Annotated in this window: 8 protein-coding genes and 3 pseudogenes; 10 read left to right on the top strand and 1 reads right to left on the bottom strand. The window is 68.4% G+C overall.

Annotation, left to right across the window (positions count from 1 at the left end):
• Nucleotides 1-443: 443 nt before the first annotated feature.
• From ACFVYF_RS23840 to ACFVYF_RS23810, 7 genes are all read left to right on the top strand, one after another.
• A complete protein-coding gene (locus ACFVYF_RS23840; RefSeq protein ID WP_389458322.1) occupies nucleotides 444-2,270 on the top strand; it encodes a DUF262 domain-containing protein in 1,827 nt (608 codons plus the stop codon).
• Nucleotides 2,270-3,310, top strand: a complete 1,041-nt coding sequence (locus ACFVYF_RS23835) for a CBS domain-containing protein (protein WP_389458320.1) — start codon at nucleotides 2,270-2,272, stop codon at nucleotides 3,308-3,310. Before ACFVYF_RS23840 ends, ACFVYF_RS23835 begins: the two co-directional genes overlap by 1 nt.
• A 162-nt stretch (nucleotides 3,311-3,472) precedes the next feature.
• Nucleotides 3,473-4,714, top strand: a complete 1,242-nt coding sequence (locus ACFVYF_RS23830) for a serine/threonine-protein kinase (RefSeq protein WP_389458318.1) — start codon at nucleotides 3,473-3,475, stop codon at nucleotides 4,712-4,714.
• 96 nt (nucleotides 4,715-4,810) lie between these two features.
• On the top strand, nucleotides 4,811-8,065 hold the full coding sequence (locus ACFVYF_RS23825) for a DEAD/DEAH box helicase (protein WP_389458316.1): 3,255 nt from the start codon (nucleotides 4,811-4,813) through the stop codon (nucleotides 8,063-8,065).
• Nucleotides 8,062-13,524 carry a hypothetical protein gene (locus ACFVYF_RS23820; RefSeq protein ID WP_389458314.1) on the top strand — a complete coding sequence of 1,821 codons (5,463 nt, stop codon included), beginning with the start codon at nucleotides 8,062-8,064 and terminating at the stop codon, nucleotides 13,522-13,524. Before ACFVYF_RS23825 ends, ACFVYF_RS23820 begins: the two co-directional genes overlap by 4 nt.
• Nucleotides 13,521-20,357 carry a DEAD/DEAH box helicase gene (locus ACFVYF_RS23815; RefSeq protein ID WP_389458312.1) on the top strand — a complete coding sequence of 2,279 codons (6,837 nt, stop codon included), beginning with the start codon at nucleotides 13,521-13,523 and terminating at the stop codon, nucleotides 20,355-20,357. The genes ACFVYF_RS23820 and ACFVYF_RS23815 overlap by 4 nt, the downstream gene beginning before the upstream one ends.
• A complete protein-coding gene (locus ACFVYF_RS23810; RefSeq protein ID WP_389458310.1) occupies nucleotides 20,354-22,693 on the top strand; it encodes a UvrD-helicase domain-containing protein in 2,340 nt (779 codons plus the stop codon). The genes ACFVYF_RS23815 and ACFVYF_RS23810 overlap by 4 nt, the downstream gene beginning before the upstream one ends.
• A gap of 140 nt (nucleotides 22,694-22,833) precedes the next feature.
• On the opposite strand, the pseudogene ACFVYF_RS23805 reads toward ACFVYF_RS23810, so the two are convergent.
• Nucleotides 22,834-23,279 (bottom strand): annotated as a pseudogene (locus ACFVYF_RS23805) (helix-turn-helix domain-containing protein); the annotation flags it as partial.
• A gap of 46 nt (nucleotides 23,280-23,325) precedes the next feature.
• Between ACFVYF_RS23805 and ACFVYF_RS23800 the strand changes: the two are divergent.
• The 3 genes and pseudogenes from ACFVYF_RS23800 to ACFVYF_RS23790 all read left to right on the top strand — a co-directional run.
• Nucleotides 23,326-23,970, top strand: a pseudogene (locus ACFVYF_RS23800) (TIGR02677 family protein); the annotation flags it as partial.
• A gap of 53 nt (nucleotides 23,971-24,023) precedes the next feature.
• A pseudogene (locus ACFVYF_RS23795) lies at nucleotides 24,024-24,442 on the top strand (DUF2397 family protein).
• Nucleotides 24,427-24,630, top strand: a complete 204-nt coding sequence (locus ACFVYF_RS23790; protein WP_389458308.1) for a hypothetical protein — start codon at nucleotides 24,427-24,429, stop codon at nucleotides 24,628-24,630. Before ACFVYF_RS23795 ends, ACFVYF_RS23790 begins: the two are co-directional and overlap by 16 nt.
• Nucleotides 24,631-24,692: the final 62 nt, after the last annotated feature.

Raw genomic sequence — 24,692 nt, 5'->3', positions numbered from 1 at the left:
GCCGGGAGACAGGGCGCCGTCCGACGACCGCGGTTCGGTGTCAGTTGACGGGCATGCGGGGCACAGCGTTCTTGCGGCTGATGTCGAACGCCAGCTGGTAGATGACCGTCAGGTCGATCGCCTCTCCGCTGTGTCCGGTCATCACACCACACCCAGTTCGATGAGTTCCTCCAGCAAGGCCACCGGATTGGCCGCAAGTCCTCTGCAAGCAGGCCGCGTTGGACGTGGCGTTAACGTCATGCGTGCGATGAGACAGTGACAGGCGTTGCTCCACCGGAAGTTGAGACGCTCGAGTCGACCGGTCAGCGTCGTGAACGCCGACCAGGGGCTGCCTCCCGGGTCTTTACTGCGATGTGACGTTATGTCAAATCGTTGTTGACGCAGCAAGTTTCCCTTGATGCAATGCCTTGTCCGCGATGACGCGAGGGTGGGGAACGGGGCACGTGACAGGGCTGGACAGTGCAAATCTCAAGACGCTTCTCGGTGACGTCGCCTCGGGAAGGCTTCAACTCCCCGACTTCCAGAGGGATTGGAAGTGGGACGACGACCGCATCAGGGCCATCATCGCGACCGTGACGCTCGACTACCCCCTGGGCGTCACGATGACGCTGGAAACCGGTGGCGCCTCCCGCTTCCGTACCAGGCCGCTCACGGGTGCGGAGTCGGTCGCCGGGCGGGATCCCAGTCTCCTGCTGCTGGACGGCCAGCAGCGTCTGACGTCGCTCTTCCAAGCTCTGTACGTGGCCGATGCGCCGGTACGGACCGTGGACACGCGGGGTAAGTCGGTTCGCCGCTGGTACTACGTCGACATAGCAAAGGCGACCGGTTCACCGTCCGACCGCGACGAGGCGATCGTCTCTGTGCCGGAGGACCGCATCCTGCGCAGGGATTTCGGGCGCAAGGTCGTGCACGACCTCAGTGACACCGCGGGTGAATGCGCTGCGGGAATGTTCCCCCTGCGGATTGTCTTCGACACCCAGAGGGTCAATGCGTGGCGCCGCGAGTACGAGAGGGCGGACGAGGCGCAGAACTTCGATCTGTGGATCAAGTTCGAGGACCAGGTGCTGCACCCCGTCAGGTCGTTCCAGGTGCCCATGATCAATCTGTCCTCGTCGACGTCCATGGACGCCGTCTGCGCTGTCTTCGAACGCGTCAACACGGGAGGCGTCCCGCTCAACGTCTTCGAATTGCTGACCGCCACCTATGCCGGGGATCGTGCGTACACGAGTCGCACAGGCGATTACTACGACCTGCCCTCCGTCTGGCGTTCGATCAAGGAACAGGTGGCGGAGCGGTACCCGGTGCTCGGCCGCCTGGAGGTGGACCTCGACGACGGTCTGACCAACAGCGACTTTCTCCAGGCAGTGGCCCTGGTGCGGACGTGGAACCGTAAGCTCCTCGATTCCACGGTGGGCGTCTCCTGCAAGCGGCGCGATCTGCTGGAGCTCCCGCTGGAGGACTTCCAAGCGCTCGCCCCCCGTCTTCGAGATGCTTTCGAATGGGTCGGGGAGTTTCTGTTCACACAGTGCATCGTCCAGGCCGCGGACCTGCCGTACCGGACGCAGGTGGTTCCACTGGCCGCGGTCCGGGCGATCCTCGGTGAAGACCTCGACAATCCGGGCGCGACTCAGAAGATCACGCAGTGGTACTGGTGCGGCGTCCTCGGGGAGATGTACGGCGGCTCGACGGAGACACGTTTCACCCGTGACGTGGAGCAACTGATCGCATGGATCTGTGACGACGGCGAAGTCCCCGACACGATCGCCGACTCCCTCTTCGACCCCCAGCGCCTGTTCACTCTCAAGACCCGCAACAGCGCCGCATACAAGGGCGTCTTCGCGCTCCTGATCCGGCAGGGCGCTGTGGACTGGCATTACACCGACGGGCCGATGGCTCCGGGCACATTGGTGGAGTACGGCGTCGACGTGCACCAGATCTTCCCGAAGAACTGGGTGCGCCGGAACCTCGACGAGCGCTACCCGGCTAGCTCCATCATCAATAAAACGCCGTTGTCACTCCGTGCGGCCCAGGCCCTCAGCGGTGCCCCGGCTGCGTACTTGGAGCCCCTTGCAGCGGCGGCCGACATGCGCTCCGAGTGGTTCGACGACGTGATCTCCACCCATCTCATCGACGCCAAGGCGCTGCGGGCCAACGACTACGTCGCGTTCTTCGAGGCGCGCGCCTCCGCGCTGGAGGACCTGGTCTTCCAGGCCATGGGCAAGCGCACCACGGTCGTCCGCGGCGCTGCTGACGAAGAGGGGGAGCGCTGATGAAGAAGCCGACGACGGCAGAGCTGATCGCCCTCAAGGGGGCGGAACTCGCACTGTCCGACCTGCTGGCTCTGTACGAGGTGCGGGTGCGGCAGACCGGCATCATCCGGGAGATGAACGAGTCGCTGGCAGCTGCCGGGCTGATGACGCTTCCCGACTTCTCCACCTGTCCCACCCTCGCCCGGGTGCGGCTCGTGCCGGTCGCGGCCACCACGGCTGTGGCACCCGAGGAAGATCCCGCCGTGCCGGCCGATCCGCTGCCGCCGGGTGCGCTGCCCCAGCGCCTGCTGCTGGGGGAACTGCCCTCGGCCGTGGTCGGTCTCAAGTGCGTCCCTCCTGGTGCCGAGCTGAGTCAGGCCACCTATCTCATGCGTTACGAGGGCTACAACCAGATCCCCGTGGTCAGCAACATGACCGAGCTCCACGGAGTGGTCACCTGGAAGTCGATCGCTCTGATGTACGAGAACGGTTGGGAGACGAGCTTGGAGAACGCCATGCAGCAGGAGTCCCTGCCGGTGTTCGACAGCAGGGAGGATTTATTCAGCTGCCTGCCCATGCTCGTGGACCATGGTTACGTGCTGGTGCGGGGACAGGACGGTCGAATATCTGGCATCGTCACGTACCAGGAGATCGTCCGCCGGTTCCAGAACACCGCCCGGCCGTTCTTCCTCCTCGGTGAGATCGAGTCGCTGCTCCGCCGCTGGCTGGGCGCCCGTCTGGACGCAGAAGCGGTCATCGCCGTGCAAGCGACCAACCGCAGGCCGGAGCAACGCACCGGCAAGGTGGAGGACCTGATGTTCGGCGACTACGTCCTGCTCCTGGACGGCGCTCAGAGGAGGACCGCACTGGCTCAGCGTGCCGACGCCAACTGGGTCGCGCTGGGCCGCCCGGCACTGGACCGCGGCCAGTTCGTCCACCATCTCCAGCGCGTGCAGGCCATCAGGAACAGGATCGCTCACTTCGACGACGATCCGCTGCCGCCGGAGGACATGCGGGACTTGACCTCGTTCGCCCGGCAGCTTAGGGACTGCGTACGGTGAGCGGTGGTCCGGAAGCGGGCGCCGTTCCTGGCCGGCTCGACGTTCGCCAATGTCAGAGGCCGCGCACCCGATGACGGCACTCCGGCCGCAGCGATAGGGTGAACTTTCGGTGAAAGTGTGACGTGCCGGGGCAGGTGGGCGCGAGAGGGTGACGCGGCAGAGATGACTGAGGTGCCCGCGCAGATCGGCCGGTACACGGTTGAGCGCGAGCTGGGCGCGGGGGGCATGGGACAGGTCTATCTGGCCTACTCGCCCGGCGGCGACCCGGTCGCGGTGAAGGTGATCAGGAACGACAGGCTCGATCAGGCGACCCGAGCGCGGTTCGAGAGGGAGGCGCTGATCGCCCGGACGGTAGTCGGAACCAACCGGGTGGCCCGTTTCCTCGACGCAGACCCTTACGCCGACGAGCCGTGGATGGCCGTCGAGTACGTGCCCGGGCTGACCGTCCACGAGCAGGTCGAGAGGGCAGGGACCCTCCCGGTGCCGCTGGTCGCCAGCCTCGGCGCGCTGCTCGCCGAAGGCCTGGGGGCGGTGCACGCCGTCGACCTGCTGCATCGCGATCTGAAGCCGCAGAACGTGATGCTCGGCGAGTACGGCCCGATCCTGATCGACTTCGGACTGGGCGCGTTCCTGGACGCGGGCAAGGACACCCTCACGCACGACGGCATGATCATCGGCACGGTCCGCTGCATGCCGCCGGAGCAGGCACTCGGCCGCTCCCGGGTGGAAACACCGGCTGACGTCTACGGTCTAGGCACGGTTCTGCTGTACGCGGCGACGGGCCACTACCCGTACGAGGGACACGGCTGGCCGGCGATCGTCGCTCAGGTGACCGACGAGACGCAGCCGCCGGACCTCGCAGGGCTGCCCAAGGCGCTCGTTCCGTTGGTCACGGCGATGCTCGCCCACGCTCCGGAGGACCGGCCCGCGCTCGCGGAGGTCACGGACCGGTGTGTCGCGCTGATGAAGGACGCGGGGTTCACCCCTGTAGAGGCGCGTTACGCACTGATCGACGTAGCTGTTCCCTTCGGCGCAGGGGACGGTCGTACCGGGCCCTCGCCATCGGTGTGGGAGCGCATCGCGGTCCAGTACGGCGATGCGCCCGAGGTGCACACCCAGGTCGTGGACGAGGACGGCGTCGACAGTCCCCTGGACCGCCCTGCCCGCCCTGACACGGCCGAGGACGGGGTGGAGCCCGAGTCCTCCGGTGCGACAGGGGGGGGCGACACCCACACCGGAGCCGCGGACGTACCGTCGGACGGCGGTACGGATCGTGAGGACGCCGCCTCCCGTCGTACCGAGCGGGCGCCCGTCGAGTCGCCCCGCGGGCCCGGCCGGAAACCGGCATCGCAGAAGGTGGCCGAGGAGCTGAGAGCCCGGTACGCGATGCAACCGGACCTGTGACATGCGGTGAGCAGGCAGGGCGATTCCCATGGGGGCCGAGGCGGCGCTTCAGCGCCGGCGGCGGGCGAGACACCGGAAGGCGGCAGTGAGAACGGTATGCGGGACGTCAAGGACGACGAGGGAACGGAGCGGTCCGTGAGCGGTGCGGGGGCGGGCGACGGCACAACGCTGGCAGACCAGGGGACCTTCGATTCGGTGGACGGCTCGACGGTCTGTGAGCGGACCGCACCGGACGCCCCGTCCGAGGCCGGGCCACGCTCGCGCCGTCCCAGGTTCGCCCCTGGATCCCAGGTCGTGGTGCGCAACGAGCAGTGGCTGGTAAAAAAGGTCGCCGACACCACGTACGACGGCTGGATGGTCGAGGTCACCGGCGTCTCCTCCTTGGTGCGCGGCATGGACGCCGTCTTCTACGAGAAGCTGGACCACATCGAGCCGATCGACCCCGACAAGACCCGTCTGGTCCCCGACGCCTCGCCGAACCACCGCAAGGCGCGCCTCTACCTGGAGGCCGTCATCCGCAAGACCGCGCTGCCGCAGACCGAGCACGGGCTCGCGCTGATCGGCAACTTCCTCATGGACGAGCAGACGCACCAGCTCCGCCCCGCCGAGCTGGCCCTGTCACAGGACAACCCCCAGCCGCGCGTGCTCATCGCGGACGTGGTGGGTCTCGGCAAGACCCTGGAGATCGGCATCCTCCTCGCCGAGCTGATCCGCCGAGGTCGCGGCGAGCGCATCCTCGTGGTCACCCCGGCGCACGTCCTGGAGCAGTTCCAGCGCGAACTGTGGACCCGTTTCTCCATCCCGCTCGTCCGTCTCGACTCCACCGGCATCCAGCGCATCCAGCAGGACATCCCGGCCGGCCGGAACCCGTTCGCCTACTTCAGGCGGGCGATCATCTCCGTGGACACCCTCAAGAGCGACGTCTACGCCCACCACCTGGAGAACACCGAGTGGGATGCCGTCGTCATCGACGAGTCCCACAACCTGGTCAACCGGAACACGAAGAACAACGGCCTGGCCCGCCTCCTCGCCCGCCGCAGCGACGCCTTCGTACTGGCCTCCGCCACCCCTCACAACGGGGACGCCGAGTCCTTCGCCGAGCTGATCGGCATGCTGGACGACGCGGCCATCGCCGATCCGTCGTCCTACGACGTGAAGGACCTCAAGCACCTGTACATCCGCCGCACCAAGACGGACCGCGAGGTCCGCGACTCCCTCAAGGGCGAATGGGCGGACCGTGGTCCGTCCAAGCCGGTGTTCGCCAAGGCGACCGAGAAGGAGGAGGCGGTCCTGGCGGAGCTCGCCGCGCGGTGGATCCCGCGCGACCCGGCGGCCTCCTCCGTGTGCGTGGACTCGATGGTCGCCTACAACCTGCTGAAGGCGTTCCTCTCCTCCCACCGCGCGTTCCAGGTCTCCGTCGCCGCCCGGACCAAGACCCTCGAGAAGCCCCTGAAGGGCCGCAAGGGCCAGGACCCGGCCCAGCTGGAGGCGGCGCGGCAGATCGAGCGGAAGGCGATCGTCGACCTGGCCCGCCTCGCCGACGACCTCGGCGACGACGACTCGTCGAAGCTCGAAGCCCTGGTCGAGGTCCTGAAGGACATTGGTGTCGGCCCCGGTTCGGACACCCGCGTCGTGGTCTTCTCCGAGCGCATCCCCACCCTGAAGTGGCTGGCCGAGACCCTCCCGGCCCGGCTCGGATTCCCGCGCGTGAAGCAGCTGGACCAGGGCGAGAAGGAATCCAAGTCCTGGAAGGCGTACGGCGGGGTCGTCGAGGTCATGCACGGCGACGCCACCGGCGAGCAGGAGCAGCAGCGCATCGTCGAGGAGTTCGGCCTGGCCACGAAGCCCGTCCGGCTCCTGTTCACCGGCGACGTGGCCTCCGAGGGTGTCAACCTGCACCAGCAGTGCCACGAGCTGATCCACTACGACCTTCCCTGGTCGCTGATCCGCATCGAGCAACGCAACGGCCGTATCGACCGCTACGGGCAGAAGAAGAACCCCCGGTTCCGGGCCCTGGTGCTCACCAGCGACGTGGAGTGGCGCACCGACGACGCGACCGGTGAGTCCCTGCCGCTCGACGACCGCCTCGTCGGCGCGAAGCTGCTCGCCCGCGAGGAGGAGGCCCACCGCATCGAGGGCACCGCGGAAGCGGTCACCGGGATCTACAAGGCGAAGGAGGAGGAAGACCGGCTCACCCGCGACCTCATCGCCGGACGCACCGTCGAGGAGTCGATCGAGCAGTCGTCGTCGACGTCGGGCGGCGGAGCGAAGGCCATGCTGGCCAGGGCGATGGGCAACGTCGGAGCGAAGAAGCCGACGGACGACGTGCCGCGCGCCACCGTGCCCGGCCTGTTCGGCACGGTCGGCAGCGCCACCGCCACCGCCGACTACTTCGACGAGGCCCTCCGCCAGGTCTGCCACCCCATCAGCCCCGACATCGCCCTCAAGCTCCGGCGCGAAGGTGACGGCACCCTCGCCTTCCAGCCGCCGCCGGACCTCCTCCACCGTCTGAAGGCCCTGCCCAAGTCCTATCTGACCGAGCAGGAGATCCTCCCCACGGCGAACAAGGAGGCACGCATCCGCCTCACGTTCGACAAGGGTCTCGCCGGCAAGCGTCTGAAGGTGGCCCGCGAGGAGTCCGACAGCCAGTGGCCGAACGTCAGCTACGTCTCCGACGTCCATCCCGTCCTGGACTGGGTCACCGACAAGGCGCTCGCCGCACTCCGCCACGACGAGGCCTTCGTGCTCGCCTTCGATCCGGACCGCGACAAGGCGGCCGACATCGATCCAGAGTTGCCCGCCGCGCTCGACGGCCCGGTCTACCTCCTCCAGGGCATCTACTCGAACAAGGCCGGACGTCCCACCGTCGTCGAGTGGATGGCCGTCACCGGTCTGCCCGACGCCCCTCGCACCTACCGCATGGACAACGCCCTCCTCGCCGCCTGCCGGGTCGGCCCGAGCATGCCGGGGCGTAACGCTCCGGTGAACAAGGACGCGCTGCAGCGCTGGGTGCCGGCCGCGGTCGCCGAGGCGCGGCGCTTCCTGGAGGTACGTGAGGCCGCCTACGCACAGCAGATCGAAGCCGTGCTCGCACCGTTCGAGAAGCGCGTCACCGAATGGAAGCAGGCCGCGCTGTTCACCGCGGAGGCCCGCCGCTCCCAGAAGAAGAAGAACGACGTGAACCTCACGGCCGACCGGCGCCGGACGCTGATCCGCTCACTGCGCACCTCGGGCGCCCCGCTGTTGCGGCTCCTCGCCGTCCTCGAACCGCTCGCCGCCACCCCCGTACCGCCCACCACCGGGTCCGCCGCGACCGACCTGCCCGACGCCGGAGAGACGACCGCCCGATGAGCACCGACTTCGACTCCTTCTCCAACCGCGGCGAGTACCTGTCCGCGCACTACTTCGCCGAGCAGCTCGCCGACGGACTGAAGAAAGGCGTGTTCGCGGCCTGGACGGACCGCGAGTCCGACGAGAACGACAAGCGCCCCACACCGCGCGTAGCCCTGCGCGGTCTGCGCTCCGTCTACCTCGACGAGAAGTTCCGGGGGTTCTTCGCCGAGCAGGCCAAGGCGGACGCGGAGGACGACGAGCACCCCGACAAGGAGGGCTTCGAGGAGCGCCTCAACACCTACAGGGACGAGGAGTGGTGCGGGCGCGTCGCCGAGTGGCACCGCAGGGTGCTCACCGCCCTCGGCTACCCGGGTGCCGACGCCGCTGACGGTCCGCTCGAACTGACCGTCCACCGCGCCGGACGCGACCACACAGTCGAGGTCGCCTGGCACGGAGACGGCATCGTCGCCGTCGACTGCGGCTGGTCCGCGAGCAACGACACCGCCCTGGACGCCGACGGCTACGGCCGTCTGCTCCACCCGCTGAGGACGGTGGGCAACGGCGAGACCTACGAGTCCGGCCACGCGCTCGCCACCTGGCTGTTCCAGAGCGAACTGGGCGGCGAGGGCGGCAGCGCCCCGCGCTTCGTCCTGCTGCTCTGCGGCGGCGTGATCGTCCTCGCCGACCGGCAGGCATGGGGCGAGGGACGCTACCTCGCCGCCAACGTCGATGCCGCCCTGGAGCGCTACGACCGTCGCCAGACGGGTGAACTCGCCACCATCGCCGGCCTGTTCAGCCACGACGCGCTCGCCCCGGCCGAGGACGGCAAGGGGTCGGCGATCGACGCCCTGGTCAAGGCATCCCGGGACAACGCGGTCGGGGTCTCCGGCGAGCTGCGCCAGGGGCTCCAGAAGTCCGTCGAGATCATCGCCAACGAGGTCCTGGCCCGACTGGAGGAAGCCGGTCTCGAACCGCGCGACCTCGAAAAGCCGGGGGAGCCCTTCGCCCGGCAGCTCACCCGCGAGGCACTGCGCTACCTCTACCGCATCCTGTTCCTCCTGTACGCCGAGGCCCGTCCCGAACTGGGAATCCTCCCCGCCGACGACGGCACCTACGAGGCCGGCTACTCGGTGGCGAGGCTCCGGGAGATCGTCGAGCGGGACGCCCAGCTCACGGACGAGACCGCCCGCAACGGCACGCACCTGCACGACTCCCTCGACCTCCTCTTCAACAAGGTCAACTACGGGCACCGCGAGTACGGCACCGAACCGTGGGACGAACTCGACGGCGACGACGCCGAGACCCGTAAGAAGAAGGCCAAGCAGCGCAGCGAGGGCCGAGGCCTGCGCTTCGAACCGCTGCGGAGTGAACTCTTCGAACCGGCGGCGGTACGGCTCATCGGACGCGGCACCCGCGACCCGCGCCACGACGAGGACAGCCCCGACGGCCCGGTCTGGCTCGACCTGTGCCTGCGCAACAGCGCCCTGCACGAGGTGCTGCGCCTGCTCTCCATGAAGAAGGCCAAGCGGCGCGGTGAGCGCGGCGGCTTCATCTCGTACCGCAACCTCGGCATCAACCAGCTCGGCGCGGTCTATGAGGGCCTGATGTCGTACACCGGCATCATCGCCGAGGAGGAGCTGTCGGAGGTCGCCAAGGGCGGTGACCCGGAGAAGGGCTCCTGGCTCGTCCCCTCGCACCGGCTCAAGGAGTACGACGAGAAGACCTGGGTCGAGTACGACGAGCGGGACCGTGAGGAGAAGGGCCTGCGTGGCCCGAAGAAGTACCCGGCGGGGACGTTCGTGTACCGCCTCGCCGGCCGTGACCGGGAGACCTCGGCCTCCTACTACACGCCCGAGTCGCTGACGAAGGTCACCGTCGAACTGGCCCTGAAGCATCGCCTGGACCAGGAGAAGGACGAGGCGGGGAACGTCGTCAAGACGCGGGCTTCGGAGCTGCTGAAGTACCGCATCTGCGAGCCGGCGCTCGGTTCCGGGGCGTTCCTCAACGAGGCGATCAACCAGGTTGCCGAGGAGTATCTGCGACGGCGGCAGGATGAGTTGGGCCGCTCGATCCCAACCTCGCAGGCGTTGACGGAGAAGCAGAAGGCCAAGGCGTACATCGCGCTGCACAATGCGTACGGCGTCGACCTGAACCGGACGGGCGTCGAGCTGGCGGAAGTCTCGCTGTGGCTCAACACCATGCACCCGGGGATGCGGGCGCCGTGGTTCGGGCTGCACCTGCGGCGCGGTAACTCGCTAATCGGTGGGCGGCGGGCGGTGTACGCGGCGGGGGACGTGGCGCCGCAGAAGGGCAAGCCACGCTGGCTGATGGACAAGGACACCCTGGCCCCCGCCCGGCTGCCGTTCCGCGACAACGAGGCAGGCGGTCAGGAACTGCCGTTGCCGGACGGTGCGGTGCACCAGTTCCTGCTGCCGACGCCGGGCTGGGCGGCGGTGACGCGGGCGGGCGGTGACGCGAAGAAGCTGCTCGGGCAGCTGGCCGGGGACGGCGTCGAGCAGCTCAAGGAGTGGAAGAAGGGCGTCCTCCAGAAGCCGGAACGGAAGTACACGCAGGCCGGTACGCCGAGGATCGACCGGAAGTCCGGCGACGAGGCCGCTAGCCAGTACACGCGGCTGCGGGACGCGTCACGGCGCGCGGAGTTCCTGTGGAAGCTCGTCGTCAAGCGGATGGAGCTGTCGGAGCGGGAGATCGCCCGCAGCATCGACGTCTGGGAAGCCGACCCGCAGGATGAGGAGTTCGGGTTCCTGCGACGGGCCGAGAACGGTGCCGGTGCGACGCGGCTGTCGAAGGAGAAGGTCTACGCGGACCTATTCAACGCCGTGGACACACCGTACTGGCGGCTGAAGCAGGTGATGGACGCCTGGTGCGCGCTGTGGTTCTGGCCGGTGGACAAGGTCGGTCTGCTGGATGGTACGGACGGGGAGTACGCGGCGGAGTCCGTCGACGTGGAGGAGCTGCTGGGCGGGTTCGGCGAGCCGCAGACGCCTCAGGCGGCTTCGGAGGAGGCGCAGCCGAGCAGCGAACCTGTGCCTGCGCCTGCTCCTGCGACGAGCGGGCCCGTGCCTCGGTTCGCTCAGGCGGGCCTGCTCTTCCAGATGGACGGTGACCAGCCCTCCCTCGACGACTCGGACATGGAGGCGGAGGGCGACTACTTCTACGAGGTGCAGAAGGCCGGCGGCGTACCGAAGCAGCGCAAGAAGCCGACCGGTTCAGCTCCGAAGCGCCGCCGCTCTGTCATCCCGCTCAAGGACTTGAACGACTGGCTGGACTTCCTGGAGTCCATGCTCGGAGTGGGCCCGGTCCCCGACGGCAGCATTGGATCTGACCTCGACAGTCTGAAGGACTTGGGGGAGTACGAGAAGCTGCTCCTGGACGAGATGTGGATGGACCGCACCGACCCGGAGGCGCGGTACCCCTGGATGGGGCTCGTGAGGGAGATCGCGGAGGAACAGGGCTTCCTGCATTGGGAGTTGGACTTTGCGCTCGCCTTCGTGGAGGGTGGTGGGTTCGATCTTCAATTGGGGAATCCGCCGTGGGTCGAGATCAAGTGGGACGCTCACGCAAGCTATGCCGAATACGTTCCCTTGCTTGCCCTGCGGGGAGACCTTTCCGTGGAAGAGCGCTCTGACTTTGTTCAAGGCATCCTCCAAGACCGCCAACAGTGTGCTCGTGTCGTGCAGGAACTGCATAACGCAGAAAGCTCGTCGTCTTACGTGACAGCAGCGATGACCTATCCAAAGTTGACTGGCACATCGGCGCATCTGCACCCGCGTTTCATGAATCAATGTTGGGATCATTCCAATCACCTTGGGGCTGTCGGGTTGGTGCACCCGGACGGCCACCTCAAGGGGGAGGCCACGAGACGCATCAGGTCTGAAGCTTATCGTCGACTTCGTGTGCATGGCATGTTTGTGAACGTGGGAAACTGGGCATTCCCGCGACCTGTCGGAGACAAGAAAGAATTCGCCGCGAACGTTTACGGGCCGACTCAAGAGGTCAACTTCGAGCACTTGAGTCATCTCTACAGGCCGGAAGTTCTGCTGGATTCTCTGAAGCATGATGGTAGTGGCCCCGAGCCGGGTCTCAGGCATGACGGGGGTTTCGATATTCGACCCCATAGAGCGCGAGTGGTCAAGGTGAATCGAGACACGCTTTCTCGGTGGCGTGAGCGACAAGGCCTTGATTGTGCAGTGAGTGAGACTGACGTGCTCTACCCTGTCACGTTCAGTGAGGACAGTGCTGTGCAGTCGATTTCGGATTTCCCGGTTAGGTTGCATCCTTCGGAAATCCGCATGAGTAGCGGCTTCAGGGAGCGTGACGATGTCGAGGCAGGGGTCGTGTCCTGGAGAACTGCGATTCCGAGTCGATGGGACGACGTTGTTCTTCATGGTCCGCACATCAGCCCATCAACGCCGTTCGCCAAGGAAGGAGAAAACCTTCATCCCGCGGGTGAACGTGTCGATCTGACGTCAATTGACGCAGATTTCATCCCGTCAACTAGAATGTCCGGAGGGCCGGATTTCGAGGCGTTCTTCGGCAGGCGCGGTGTCTGGGGCCCGTGGCGCGGGCGTCCGCACGCCTGCTACTACAGGCTCGCTTTCCGGCTGCGGAATGACGGGAAGACCGAGCGTGTCTTGAATTCGGCGATCATTCCTCCAGGGGCAACACATGTGGATGCCATCAACAGTCTTGCCTTTGGTGACAACCGATTTTTGTTGATGGCAAGTGGATTTTGGTCATCGGTGCCGCTGGATTACATGCTACGAGCGTTCTCGATCACCAATATGCGTGAAAGGGAGGCGTTGAGGTTGCCGGCCCCTTCGCTTAGGCATCCTTTGGCGTCAGCTTTGATGATCAGGTCTGCTCGGCTCAACTGTCTGACAAGTGCATACTCCCTTCTGTGGAATTTTAGCTACGCAGAAGCCTGGAGGGATGAGGTATGGGCGCGCAACTGGGGCAATATTCCGTCGCTCGGGAAAACCACATCCCTCTGGTCTGCACGGACACCGCTGCGCAGCGAATTCGAGCGGCGAGCCGCCTTGGTTGAGCTCGATGCGCTGATTGCCGTGTGGATCGGCATGTCCCCGGATGGCCTCATCGCGTCCTATCGCTCTCGTCTAGCCCTCTTGGCGCAGCGTGAGGAGTACCTATGGTTCGATGCGCGAGGGCGGCAGTTGGCGCAAGATCGCCACGCATATGGCGTCGGTCAGGAAACTGACCACTGGAAGCAGTTCGAGAAGTACCAGGCCGACCCCGCCTTCAAAGCCCACCAGGAAGACCCCGCCAACAACCCCGCCCCCCAAACCCCCGCCCCCGACGGCTACACCGCCCCCTTCTACAAGGCCAACCGCGAGACCGAAATGCGTGAAGCTCACGCCTACTTCCAGAAGCGGCTGGACGACGCCGTGGCCGCAGGCAAGTGGGACCCGGTCAAGCAGGAGGTGCCGAAGCCGTGAGGCCGACGCTCGAAGCGGAGGGATTGAAGGAGAGCCTTCTCCAGTACCTGTCCACCACCTACGCGTTGACCGACGAGGGCGCGCGGAAGGCGCTGCACCGGTTTCTCGGCGACGACAACTCCGGCATGTTCCGGGGGCCGTTCCTCCGGCTGCGCACGCCCTTCGTCCAAGCCGACGCGTCGTGGGAGGCGTACCTCGACTGGCGACGCACGGACGGCTGGACGCCGTACGCCCACCAGGCCGTTGCCTTCGAGCGGCTGTCGTCCGCAGGCGGGCGGACGCCCCGGCCGACGCTCGTCACCACCGGCACCGGGTCCGGTAAGACCGAGTCGTTCCTGTATCCGGTACTCGACCACTGCGCCCGCGAGCGAGCCGCCGGGCACGCCGGCGTGAAGGCCGTGTTCCTGTACCCGATGAACGCCCTCGCCACCGACCAGGCGCAGCGCATCAACGGGCTTCTCACCGGCCAGCCGGAACTGAACAAGGTCCGGGCCGGTCTCTACATCGGTGAGCGCGCAGTGACCCGGTACGGCTACGTGTACACCGACCGGTACGACATGCAGGTCACGCCGCCGGACATCCTGATCACCAATTACAAGATGCTGGACCTGCTGCTCCAGCGCGCCGACGACGCCGCGATGTGGGCGGGCTCCGACATCCGGTACGTCGTAGTCGACGAGTTCCACACCTACGACGGTGCGCAGGGCACGGACGTGGCGATGCTCCTGCGCCGGCTCGCCTCCGCCGTCGGGGCCTCGGAGAAGGGGCGGCCGCTCGGTCGTATCTGCCCGGTCGCCACCTCGGCGACCCTCGCCTCCGGGACGGACGCCGATGGAGCGCGGCAGTTGCTCGACGTGGCGACCCAGGTGTTCGGCACCGAGTTCACCGCCGACGCCATCGTCGGCGAACAGCGGCTGACCGTGGACGAGTTCGTGCCCAGCGGTGACTTCGATCCGATTCTGCCCGTGCCGACCCCCGACGAACTGGCCGCCCTGCCCGACCCCACCCTCGGCGAGGAGGAGTTCGCCGCTCTCGCCGAGGTCGTCACCGGTAGCCGGGACACCGATCCGTTCGTGCTCGGCCGGGTGCTGAAGCGGCATCCGCTGACCGCCGCCGTGCTGCACGCCCTGGACGGGAAGGTGCGTTCCGTCCCCGAGGTCCTGGACCTGATGTGGCGCCGCGGTGCCCAGGCTTGGGGCCGGACCGTCACTCTGCGCCCCGAGCTGGCGGCGAAGGCTCTCGCCCGCTTTGTCGCGCTGCTCTCCGTGGCCCGTCACCCGGGGTCGACGACCGAGGAGCCGCGTCCCTTCGTGCAGGTCGAGGTCCATCAATGGGCCCGGTCGGTGTCCCGTCTCGTGCGGGGAGTGCTGCCCTGGCCCAAGGCCGAGTTCCAGTGGGACACGGCCGGCGCGCCCGAGACCTCCGAGGAGGCGGCGGCGCGCACCGCGCCCGTCACCACCGCCACAGAAGGACAGTCGGCGAACCTGTTCCTGCCCGCCGTCTACTGCCGTGACTGCGGGCGTTCCGGGTGGGCGGTCTTCACGCCGGAGTCCGACGACCTGGACGTCGAGGTCGACACGCACAAGATCCGGCGGGCTTCGGTCAGCCAGGACAAGATGCGGGTGCGCAATCTCATCGCCGCCACCGACGGCGAGGCCCGGGAAGGTTCCGGAACCGCGCCCATGGAGGGTGCGGGCCGTGCCGCCGGGCGCGCCGATGCCAACGCGCTCAGTGTGGCCGGAGCGGGCCAGCTCCGCGTCCTGGACGGACCGAAGCGCAGGCTGCGGCTGCCCGACCCGGTGGCCGACTACGAACCGGAGACCGGCAGCCCCCGGCTCGCGGGCGCCGACTCGGCGTTCGTCCTCGTGTATCTGGGGGAGACCGCGACCACCGCCGCCGAGGAGGACTGGTGTCCGGCGTGCGGCTCGCGCAACACGATCCGCTTCCTCGGTACCGGCGCCGCCGCGCTCGCCGCCGCCTCCGTCACCCAGCTGTTCACGGGCGGGGAACTGGACGATGAGCAGGGCGAGACGAAGACCCTGATGTTCAACGACTCGGTGCAGGACGCCGCGCACCGCGCCGGCTTCGTCGCCAGCCGGTCGTACACGTTCTCCCTGCGCGCCCTGTTCAAGAGCCACCTCTCCGAGGACGCCCCGACCGCGCTGAACGACCTGATCGCCGACGTGGTCGCCGCGACCACCGACCGCACGACGCTCGCCGCCGTCGTCCCCACCGACCTGCACGACATCAAGGGCGTCAAGAAGCTCCTCTCCGGTCAGGGTCGGGGAGGGGACTACAAGACCTGGCAACTGATCGGTGAGCGGTTCGCGTTCGAGGCGCTGATGGAGTTCGGGTTCCGCTCCCGCAACGGCCGCACCCTCGAACTCACCCGCACCGCCGCCGCCCAGGTCCGCATAGCCGACCCGACGGCCGCCGTCGACATCGTCCGCGCCGCGCACACCGCGCCGTACGGCAAGGGCGGCCAACTGCCCGTCCCCGACGCACTGGACGACGACGACCGCTACCTCGGGTTCCTGCGGATCTTCCTGGAGCGGCTGCGGACCCGCGGCGCCATCGGCCACCGCTGGCTGGACGGCTACCTGAAGGAAGCCGGAACCAGCCGCTATTTCATCTGGGGCAAGCGGCCCGTCGGCATGAGGGCCTTCCCCAAAGGCATCGCCGCCCCCGTCTTCCTGCTGAGCGCGCCGAAGTCGAGGAGCGAGTTCGACTTCGCCACCGGACGCCTCTCCTGGTACGAGCGGTGGGCCCAGCGCAGCCTCGGCCTGCCCCGTGAGCAGGCCGCCGAGTTCTGGTCGCGGCTGCTGCCCGAACTCGTCGCCGCCGGACTCATCGCCGCACGCACGCCCGAGGACAGCAGCCTGCGGATCTACGGGCTCAAGCCGGGCGCCGTCGACGTACAGCTCCTGAAGGACGACGAGGTCAACGAGGCGTTCGTCCGCTGCCCGTCCTGCTTCTGGGAACAGACCGTCCACCCGTCCCTGCTCGGCCAGTGGGACGGCCAGAAGTGCCCCGCCTACCGCTGCCGCACCGGCCGTCTCGTCGCCGGAACCAGGCCGGACGGGCTCGGCCGGCACCAGCGCGACCGCGACCACCGCGAGGACTATTACCGCAGGCTGTACCGCAAGGCGGGCACCTACCAGGTGATCACCGCCGAGCACACCGGCATGCTCACCCGCCCGGAACGCGAACGGGTCGAGGCGGCGTTCCGGGACGGCAGCGGGTTCAAGGACCCCAACGTGCTGTCCTGCACGCCCACCCTGGAAATGGGCATCGACATCGGCGACCTGTCGGCGGTCGTGCTCGCCGCGCTGCCCCGCCGCGCCGCCAACTACGTCCAGCAGGTCGGCCGTGCGGGACGGCGTACCGGCAACGCCTTCCTCCTCACCATCCCCGACCGCAGTCGCCGGGACTTGTACTACCTCGACCAGCCCCGCGAGATGATCGCCGGGCAGATCGTGCCGCCGGGCAGTTACCTGTCGGCCATCGAGATCCTGCGCCGGCAGTACCTCGCCCACCTCCTCGACCTCGCCGCGCAGGGTCGGCTGAAGCGTGCCGACGGACGGACGCTCGCCGCGATCCCTCGTGAAGCGCCCGCCCTCTTCGGCTCCACCGGCTATCTCGAAGACCTCGTGGAGGCCGCCCTCGCCGGTGCCGCCGAGCACGTGGAGGCCTTCCTCGGCCTCTTCCCCACCGGCGTCAACCCCCAGGCCGCCGACGAACTGCGCGCCTACGCCGAGCGCGAGTTGCGCGGCGCCGTCGAGGAGGCCGCACGGCAGTGGAAGCGCGGAGAGGAGGAACTGCGGCGCAGGCTCACCTTCATCGACGACGCCGTCCGCGAACTGCACGAGGACGACGACGAGCAGCGCGTCCGCAAGGCCGAACTCGAGGCGGAGCACCGGGCCGTCGGCCGACGCCTGATGAAACGCGGCAACGTGACCGCCCAGCAGGCCCTCTGCGACCTCGGCCTGCTGCCGAACTACGCGCTCCTCGACGCCACCACGACGCTCAACGCCACCCTGTACTGGTTCGACGGCCCCGACCCGAAGACCGGGCGGGAACGCTTCGATTCCAAGGTGCGCCCGTACGAGCGGCCCCAGCGCTACGCACTGTCCGAACTCGCCCCCGGCAACACGTTCTACGTCAACGGCTACAAGCACCAGATCACCGGCATCGAGATCGGCAGCTCCACCCGGCCCGACTGGACGCCCTGGCGCTTCTGCCGAGAGTGCGGCTACGTCCGCACCGAGAACGCCGCCGAGGACCGCCGCCCGTGCCCGCGCTGCCACAGCACCGGCATCGCCGACGACGGCTCCTGTCTCCACCACGTGATCGAACCGACCGTCGTCACCTCTCGCGACAAGCGCGACGACGCCCGTATCGGAGACGACAAGGACGACCGCGAGCAGCGCTTCTACACCATCGTCGACGCGGTCGACTTTCCGGCGGAGCACATCCAGGCCAAAGCGTCCTGGCGGCACACCCGCGAGACCTTCGGCGTCGACTACTCCCGCAAGGCGGTCATCCGGAGGATCAACGTCGGCCCGATGCGGTTCGACGCCCGCGCCGAGGAGGAGCTGGCCGGACACGACGTCCGGCTGGCGCCCTTCCACGTCTGCACCGCCTGCGGGGCGGCGAGCGCCGACGGCAAACCCGTCTTCGACCACGACACCGATGCCCTCGACACCTCCGCCGTACGCAACCCCGCTGTCAAGCACCACCAGCCCTGGTGCCCGCTGCGCCGGGGCAAGAGGGGGCCGGACGCGCCGAAGCAAGAACCGGTGCTCCTCGCCCACCAGCTCACCACCGAGGCCCTGCGCATCCTGCTCCCGGCCGCGACCGTCCTCGTCGACGAGAAGGTCCACTCCTTCCGGGCCGCCCTACGGCTGGGTGTCGACCGGCACTTCGGCGGCGACCCCGTCCACCTGGACACCACCCTCGCCACGATGCCCGACGCGGCCACCGGCGAGAGGCGGCACTTCCTCGTCCTGTACGACCGGCTGCCCGGCGGCACCGGCTACCTGGACCGGCTCAAGAAGCCCGACGCCTTCCGCGACACCCTCGCCGAAGCCCGAGAGATGTTGGTGGGCTGTCCCTGCAAGGAAGAGGGGCGGCGCGCCTGCCACCGCTGCCTGCACCGGCACGCGGAAGAGCGATATCAGGACGCCGTGTCGCGCAAGGACGCGTTGGAGATCATCAACAGTCTCCTCGGCCCCGTCGACGAGGACGGCCGTCCGCTCACCGACGATGAGGGCAACCCGGTCAGCCACTGGGCCACCAAGGAGATTCCGACGACCGCGGCGATCGGCCTGGACCGGCAGGTCGAGTCCGACCTGGAGGCCCGCTTCCTCGCCGCCCTGCGTACCTGGAGCACCGGTCAGGACGACGCCGCTCTGGAGGAGAGCGGCGCGCACAGCGGCCTCCTGCGGTTCGCGGGGACCGCGGCCTGGCGCATGACCGCCCAGCGCGACGAGGAGTTCACCCGGACCGACTTCACCTTCGAGCGGACCGACGGCACACCCCAGAAGGTGCACGTCTTCCTCGACGGTCACCGCTTCCACGCGACCCGCACGCACAACCGGATCGCTTCCGACTGCCGGAAGCGTGACGAGCTGCGCGCCGGTGGAGCCCTGGTCTTCCAGGTCACCTGGGACGACCTCGAACTCTTCGAGAAGGGCGAACGCGCCAAGGCCCGCCCGGTGTGGCCGCCCTACCGGCGCACCGGTCAGGACACCGCCAAGGACTGGTACGAGGAACTCGGCGGCAACCGCGCCGACCTCGCCGGCGCCGTCTTCGCCAACCCCGTCGACACGCTCCTCGGCTACCTGCGCGACCCCTCCCGCGCCCGCTGGGGACGGCGGGCCCAGGCGCTGGTCGGCGGACTCCTCAGCGCGCCCGAACCGCTGGCCCAGAACGTCAACCCCGCGCAGGCCCGCGCAACTCTGCGCAGCGCCCTGGGTTCCCTCGCGAGCGGCGGGAACCCGGCGGCCGGCGTCGAACCCGTCACCGGGAACGGCGAGATCCTCGTCCTGTCCGCCACCGACGAGCACGGCCTGTCGCTGCTCTACACCGTCGACCCGTCCAGCGGACCGGACGGCACCGCCGGGGTCGGCTGGGGCGCCCTCGCCGTACTCGACGACCAGGACCAGGACCAGCTCGGGACCGTCGCCCACAAACTTCGGTGGCGCTCCTGGCTCTACTGGTCCAACCTCCTCCAGTTCCTGGCCTTCACCGGCGGCGACGGCGTGCAACTTGCCGGCAGCCTGGCCGCCGACTTCGCCGTGGAGGCGCTGCGGGTCGGCGGCGGCCCCGGAGAGCTGGAGACGCTCATCGCGCGGCTGCACCCCGAGACGGCTACGCCTGGCCCTTCGGCGGACGGTACGACGGCCGCGGCGGCGAGCACCGGTCCGGCAGCGGCGCCGGACCGGGAATCGACCTCCTCGCTGGAGCAGGCGGTCGAAGGACTGCTTCGGGACGCGGCCTGGGACGAGGACATTCTGGAACTGCTCGAAGAGGACGAGCCCGACTCCGACCTCACCCAACTGGCCAGGTCACTCGCCGCACGGGGCAAGAAGGCACCGGTCTTCGGTTATGAGCTCGGTGACCGCGGCTGGCAGGCCGACTTCGCCTGGCCCGGTGCCACCAAGGTGGCGGCGTTCGTCGACTCCGACGCCCATGACAGCGAGGAACGCAAGAAGCGGGACGACGCCTACACCGGCGACGGCTGGACCGTGCGCACGGCAGCCGACTGGCTCGACCACCTCGACACCCTGCTCACCCTGCTCCCGGACACGGAAGGCGCCACCCACCGATGACCGCACGGCTCAGCCTGTACGAGAAGGCCGAACAAGAGCTGTACAAGCTCGACCGCTCGGTCAAGGGCAAGTTCTACGACTTTTGCCACCGCTTCCGGCAGAACCCCGACCACCCCGGCCTCGACCTCAAGCCGCTCAAGGGCGACGGCCGCGTCTACCGCGCCAAGATCGACCAGTCCTACCGCGCGCTTCTCGCCAAGATCGGCATCGACGACGCCGGCCGCGAGAAGTGGCTGGTCGTCGCCGTCCGGCACCGCAAACACGTCTACGAAGAACTCTCCGTCGCGATCAACCGCATCACCGGAGAGATCGAGTTCGTCGACCTCTCCGTGGTGGGCCAGAGCGTTCTGCAGCGGGCCGGGATGACGCTCACCCCGGCCGAGCAGCCCGAAACCGCGGACGAGCCGGAGACGTCCGCCCCCGAACCGGCCACCGCCGAACCGGCGGACAGCACGGCCGCCGTTTCCCAGGCCGAACCGCTCCTCGTCGACGTCACCGCCGAAGACCTCCGCGACCTCGGCGTCGCCGAACAGCTCATCGACCTCGCCCTCGCGGTCACCGAGAGCACCGAACTCGACGCTCTCGTCTCCGGCGCCCCCCTCCTCACCAAGGACATCCTGTACGGCCTTGCCGCCGGCCTGTCCATCGCGGACGTGCGCAAGGAGATCACCGCTCCCGTCGACGTCGAACTCGACGAAGCCCAGCGGCACGACCTGGACGCGGCGCTCGCCCGCACCACGGTCACCACCATCGACGACGCCCTCAAGGACATCATCGAAGAGGGAGACTTCCGTGCCTGGAAGGTCTTTCTCCACCCGGCCCAGGCCAAGCTCGTGGACCGCCGCTGCAGCGGTCCGTTCAGGGTGTCCGGCGGCCCCGGTACCGGCAAGACCATCGTCGCCCTGCACCGCGTCAAGCACCTCGCCGAACAGCTGCCCCCCGGCCACAACAAGCCGATCCTGCTCACCACCTTCACCAAGAATCTCACCACCGACCTGAGGGCCCGCCTGGCGTCCCTGCTCGAACCTGAGCAGCTGGCCCGCGTCGACATCACGCACATCGACCAGCTCGCCGCCCGCGTCCTCAACGAGAACACCGTCGCCGGCGCCGGAAAGCAGCGCATCTACGACAACGTCGCACTGGGCACGCTCCGCCAGGTTCTTCTGGAACTCGACGAGAAGCGGTGGGACGCGGAGTTCCTCTACGAGGAATGGGAGCAGGTGATCCTCGGCCAGTCCCTCGGCACGCGCAAGGCGTACTTCGACGCCCGTCGAGCCGGACGGGGGCGGTCCGTCAGCCGCCCCGACCGGGCGCAGATCTGGAAGTTCCTGGAGCAGTTCACCACGCGTCTCGACAAGGAGGGCCGCGAGACCTGGGGTCAGGCCGCCGAGCGCGCCGCCCGCTTCGAGATGCAGCGCGCGGCAAAGATCCAGCAACGGCATGAGTACAAGGACGAGATCGGCGGCAAGGACCTCATCCACCGCGACGACAGCTCCGGCATGTACTACCTGGGCCACCGCTACAAGCACGTCGTCGTCGACGAGGCGCAGGACCTCAGGCCGGCCCACTGGAAGATGCTCCGTGCCATGGTCGCGCCGGGCGAGGACGACATGTTCATCGCCGGCGACACCCACCAGCGCATCTACGACCAGCAGGTCACCCTGGGGACCGTGGGCGTCAACATCCGCGGTCGCGCGGCCCGCCTCACCCTCAGCTACCGCACCACCCGCGAGATCCTGAACCGGGCCATGGAAGTGGTGAACCCCAAGAGCGACCAGATCACCTTCGACGACCTCGACGACGGCACCGACAATCTCGACGGCTACCGCTCGGTTCTGCGCGGTCCGGCTCCTGAGTTCGTCCGCTGCGAGAGCTGGGACGACGAACTCGCGCAGCTCGCCACGACCCTGCGAGCCTGGCGCCAGGAACTCGCCACCGGCGGAGCCGACGGCAAGGTCCGCGATCCCCGAGGCACCATCGCGGTGTGTGTCGCCGACCGCGAAGCCGTCAACCAGGTCATGTACCACCTGGCGACCGAGGCCGAGCTGACCGTAGCCGAACTCACCAAGGAGGGTGTCAAAGGAGACGGTGACATCCACGTCGGCACCATGCACCGCTTCAAGGGCCTCGAATACCAGAGGCTCGCCATCGTCGGTGCCCGCGACGGCGTCATTCCCCGGGCGTCCGTCGTCCAGCGCTACCGCGACACGGACCCCCGGCGCCTCGCCCGCGAGGAACTCAAGGCCCGGTCACTGCTGTTCGTCGCGGCCACCCGCGCCCGTGACACCTTGCGGATCAGCTGGTACGGCAAGCCGAGCCCGTACTTGCCCAAGTAGCGGTGTGAGGAAGCCCTGCCGTCCTGGGATCGGGCGGCAGGGCTCTTGCTCGACGTACGACCGTCAGGCCTCCCCGACGAACCCCGCCCACGTTTCACGCGACACGCGGATGACCGGGCGACACCGCAAGGCGAGTAGGGCCTCATGTACTCCTCGGTCTGCAGCAGGCCGTTGACCACATGGGTGTCGAACTTGAGGAGCTCCAGAGCCCCCTTCTCCAGCGTCGTCATCCCCTAGAAGAACACCGGATACTGAGCTCGTTTCACCTGCTCTTTCCACACCGTCAGCAACCCGCTCGCGTCCAGAACCTCGTCGGCCCGGTCGATGGTCCTGGGAGAGGGGATCCGCCGTCCCTGCTCGTACGACGCGACAGTGGACGCCGAGTATCCGATCCGCCGTCCGAACTCCTCGCGCTCCAGGCCCGCCCGCACCCGCAAAGTCTTCAAGTCTGCCCGAACGCGATGACGACAGCCTGGACGGCCGGATGTGTCCGTTGTCGCCTGTCCCGCGTGGCCTGCGGATCACGGTCTCGGACCCCTCCTCCGTGCCCTCGGCCATCGCTACCGCCTCCCAGGCTCAACGCCATCCCGGCGGCCTCGTCACGCCGCGGACCTCGTACACGTTCCGGCGCGATGCGTACAACGGGCCGCGTCGTGCGTCACCGTTGGTCACGCTACGCAACCAACGGAACGGTCGCGCTGCACGACATCGTCACGCAGCTGCATGCGCTGCTGGTGATCGCCGCGGAGGACGAGCCCGACCCGACCAAGGCGTACGTAGCCCTGTCCGTGCTGACGGCGCGGTTCATCGACCTCGCCGACAACGCCCGTGCCTTCCGGGGCTCGCTCCAGCGCACCATCGACCTGCACGACATCGAGGTCGAGGCGTTCCTCGCCTACAAGGACCGGCTGATCCAGTACCTGGAGCGCTTCATCCAGGACTTCATCACCCTCGGCGGGCGCATCGCTCTGCTGATCGGGGAGCTTGAGGAGCAGGAGCGGGTCGGTCCGCTGCTACGGCTGGCCGCCGCCCGCGAGGCCGCCGACGCTGCTCCCGAGGACGCTGGGCGGGCGGAGACGGTGGCGTGCGAGCGGTGGACGGCCCGGCGGTCCGGGCTGGCCGAGTGGTTCGTGTCGGGGGAGGGGCGGGAGTCGCAGGCCAGACTGCTGCGTGGGCGGGTGCTCGGATCGATCCCGCAGCTCCTGGCCGTCGTACGGCAGCTCAACGAGCGGCAGGCCGGACGCTCGGATCGCTCAGCCGACTTCCGCACCCTCGCGCGCTGGTGTTCGCCCAGGCGCCGGACGACGCGGCGCGGCACCGGTTGTGGCGGATGGCGTTCGGGCTGCACACCTCCCGGCACCTCACCGTCGACGCCGATACCCTCGCCGAAAGGACCGCTTCCCCGGTGGCGGCCTCTACCCCCTGGAGTGAGGCGCGACCGCTCAGGGCCAGCCCCAGTTGCGCCGCACCGGCAGCTACGAACGGCGCGGCAGGCCCCGGTGGGTGGCCGACCGGGGCGAGGCGAAGCGCCGGCTCGCCGAGATCGCCGCCCCGCAGACGGAGGAGACCAGGCGGGCCCGGGACCGTCTCGTGACGGGCGGGCCGGTGCGGCTGTCCCGGCTCGGCGAACTCGACCCACTCGCCTTCCAGCTGTTCCTGGGGCTGCTCGGCGACTCGCGCGCCACCTGGCGGCCGGGCACACCACCACCACGGCCACCAGCGGGGACGGTTCGATGGAGATCCGGCTGACCGCAATCGACGACGGATCGACGGCCGAAGGGCGCACTCCCGACGGTGTGTTCAGCGGTCCCGACCACCTGATCGACATCGTCGACCTCAGGGTGCGGCACGGTGCCCGCGCCGCACCGGCATCGGCACCCGTTCCCCTCCCCGTCCCTCGACGGGAGACCGCTGCCCAGCTCGCGGAGGACCGATGAGCGGCCCTCTCCGAGGTCCTCGACGGCCAGCGGCAGGCCGACCTCCAGAAGGCCGCGCCCAA

Origin of the sequence: Streptomyces sp. NPDC058274, from assembly GCF_042881375.1 — a bacterium.
Taxonomy (GTDB): Bacteria; Actinomycetota; Actinomycetes; order Streptomycetales; family Streptomycetaceae; genus Streptomyces.
Note: the sequence above shows the minus strand (reverse complement) of the source record. Positions and strands in the feature narration are given on the sequence as shown.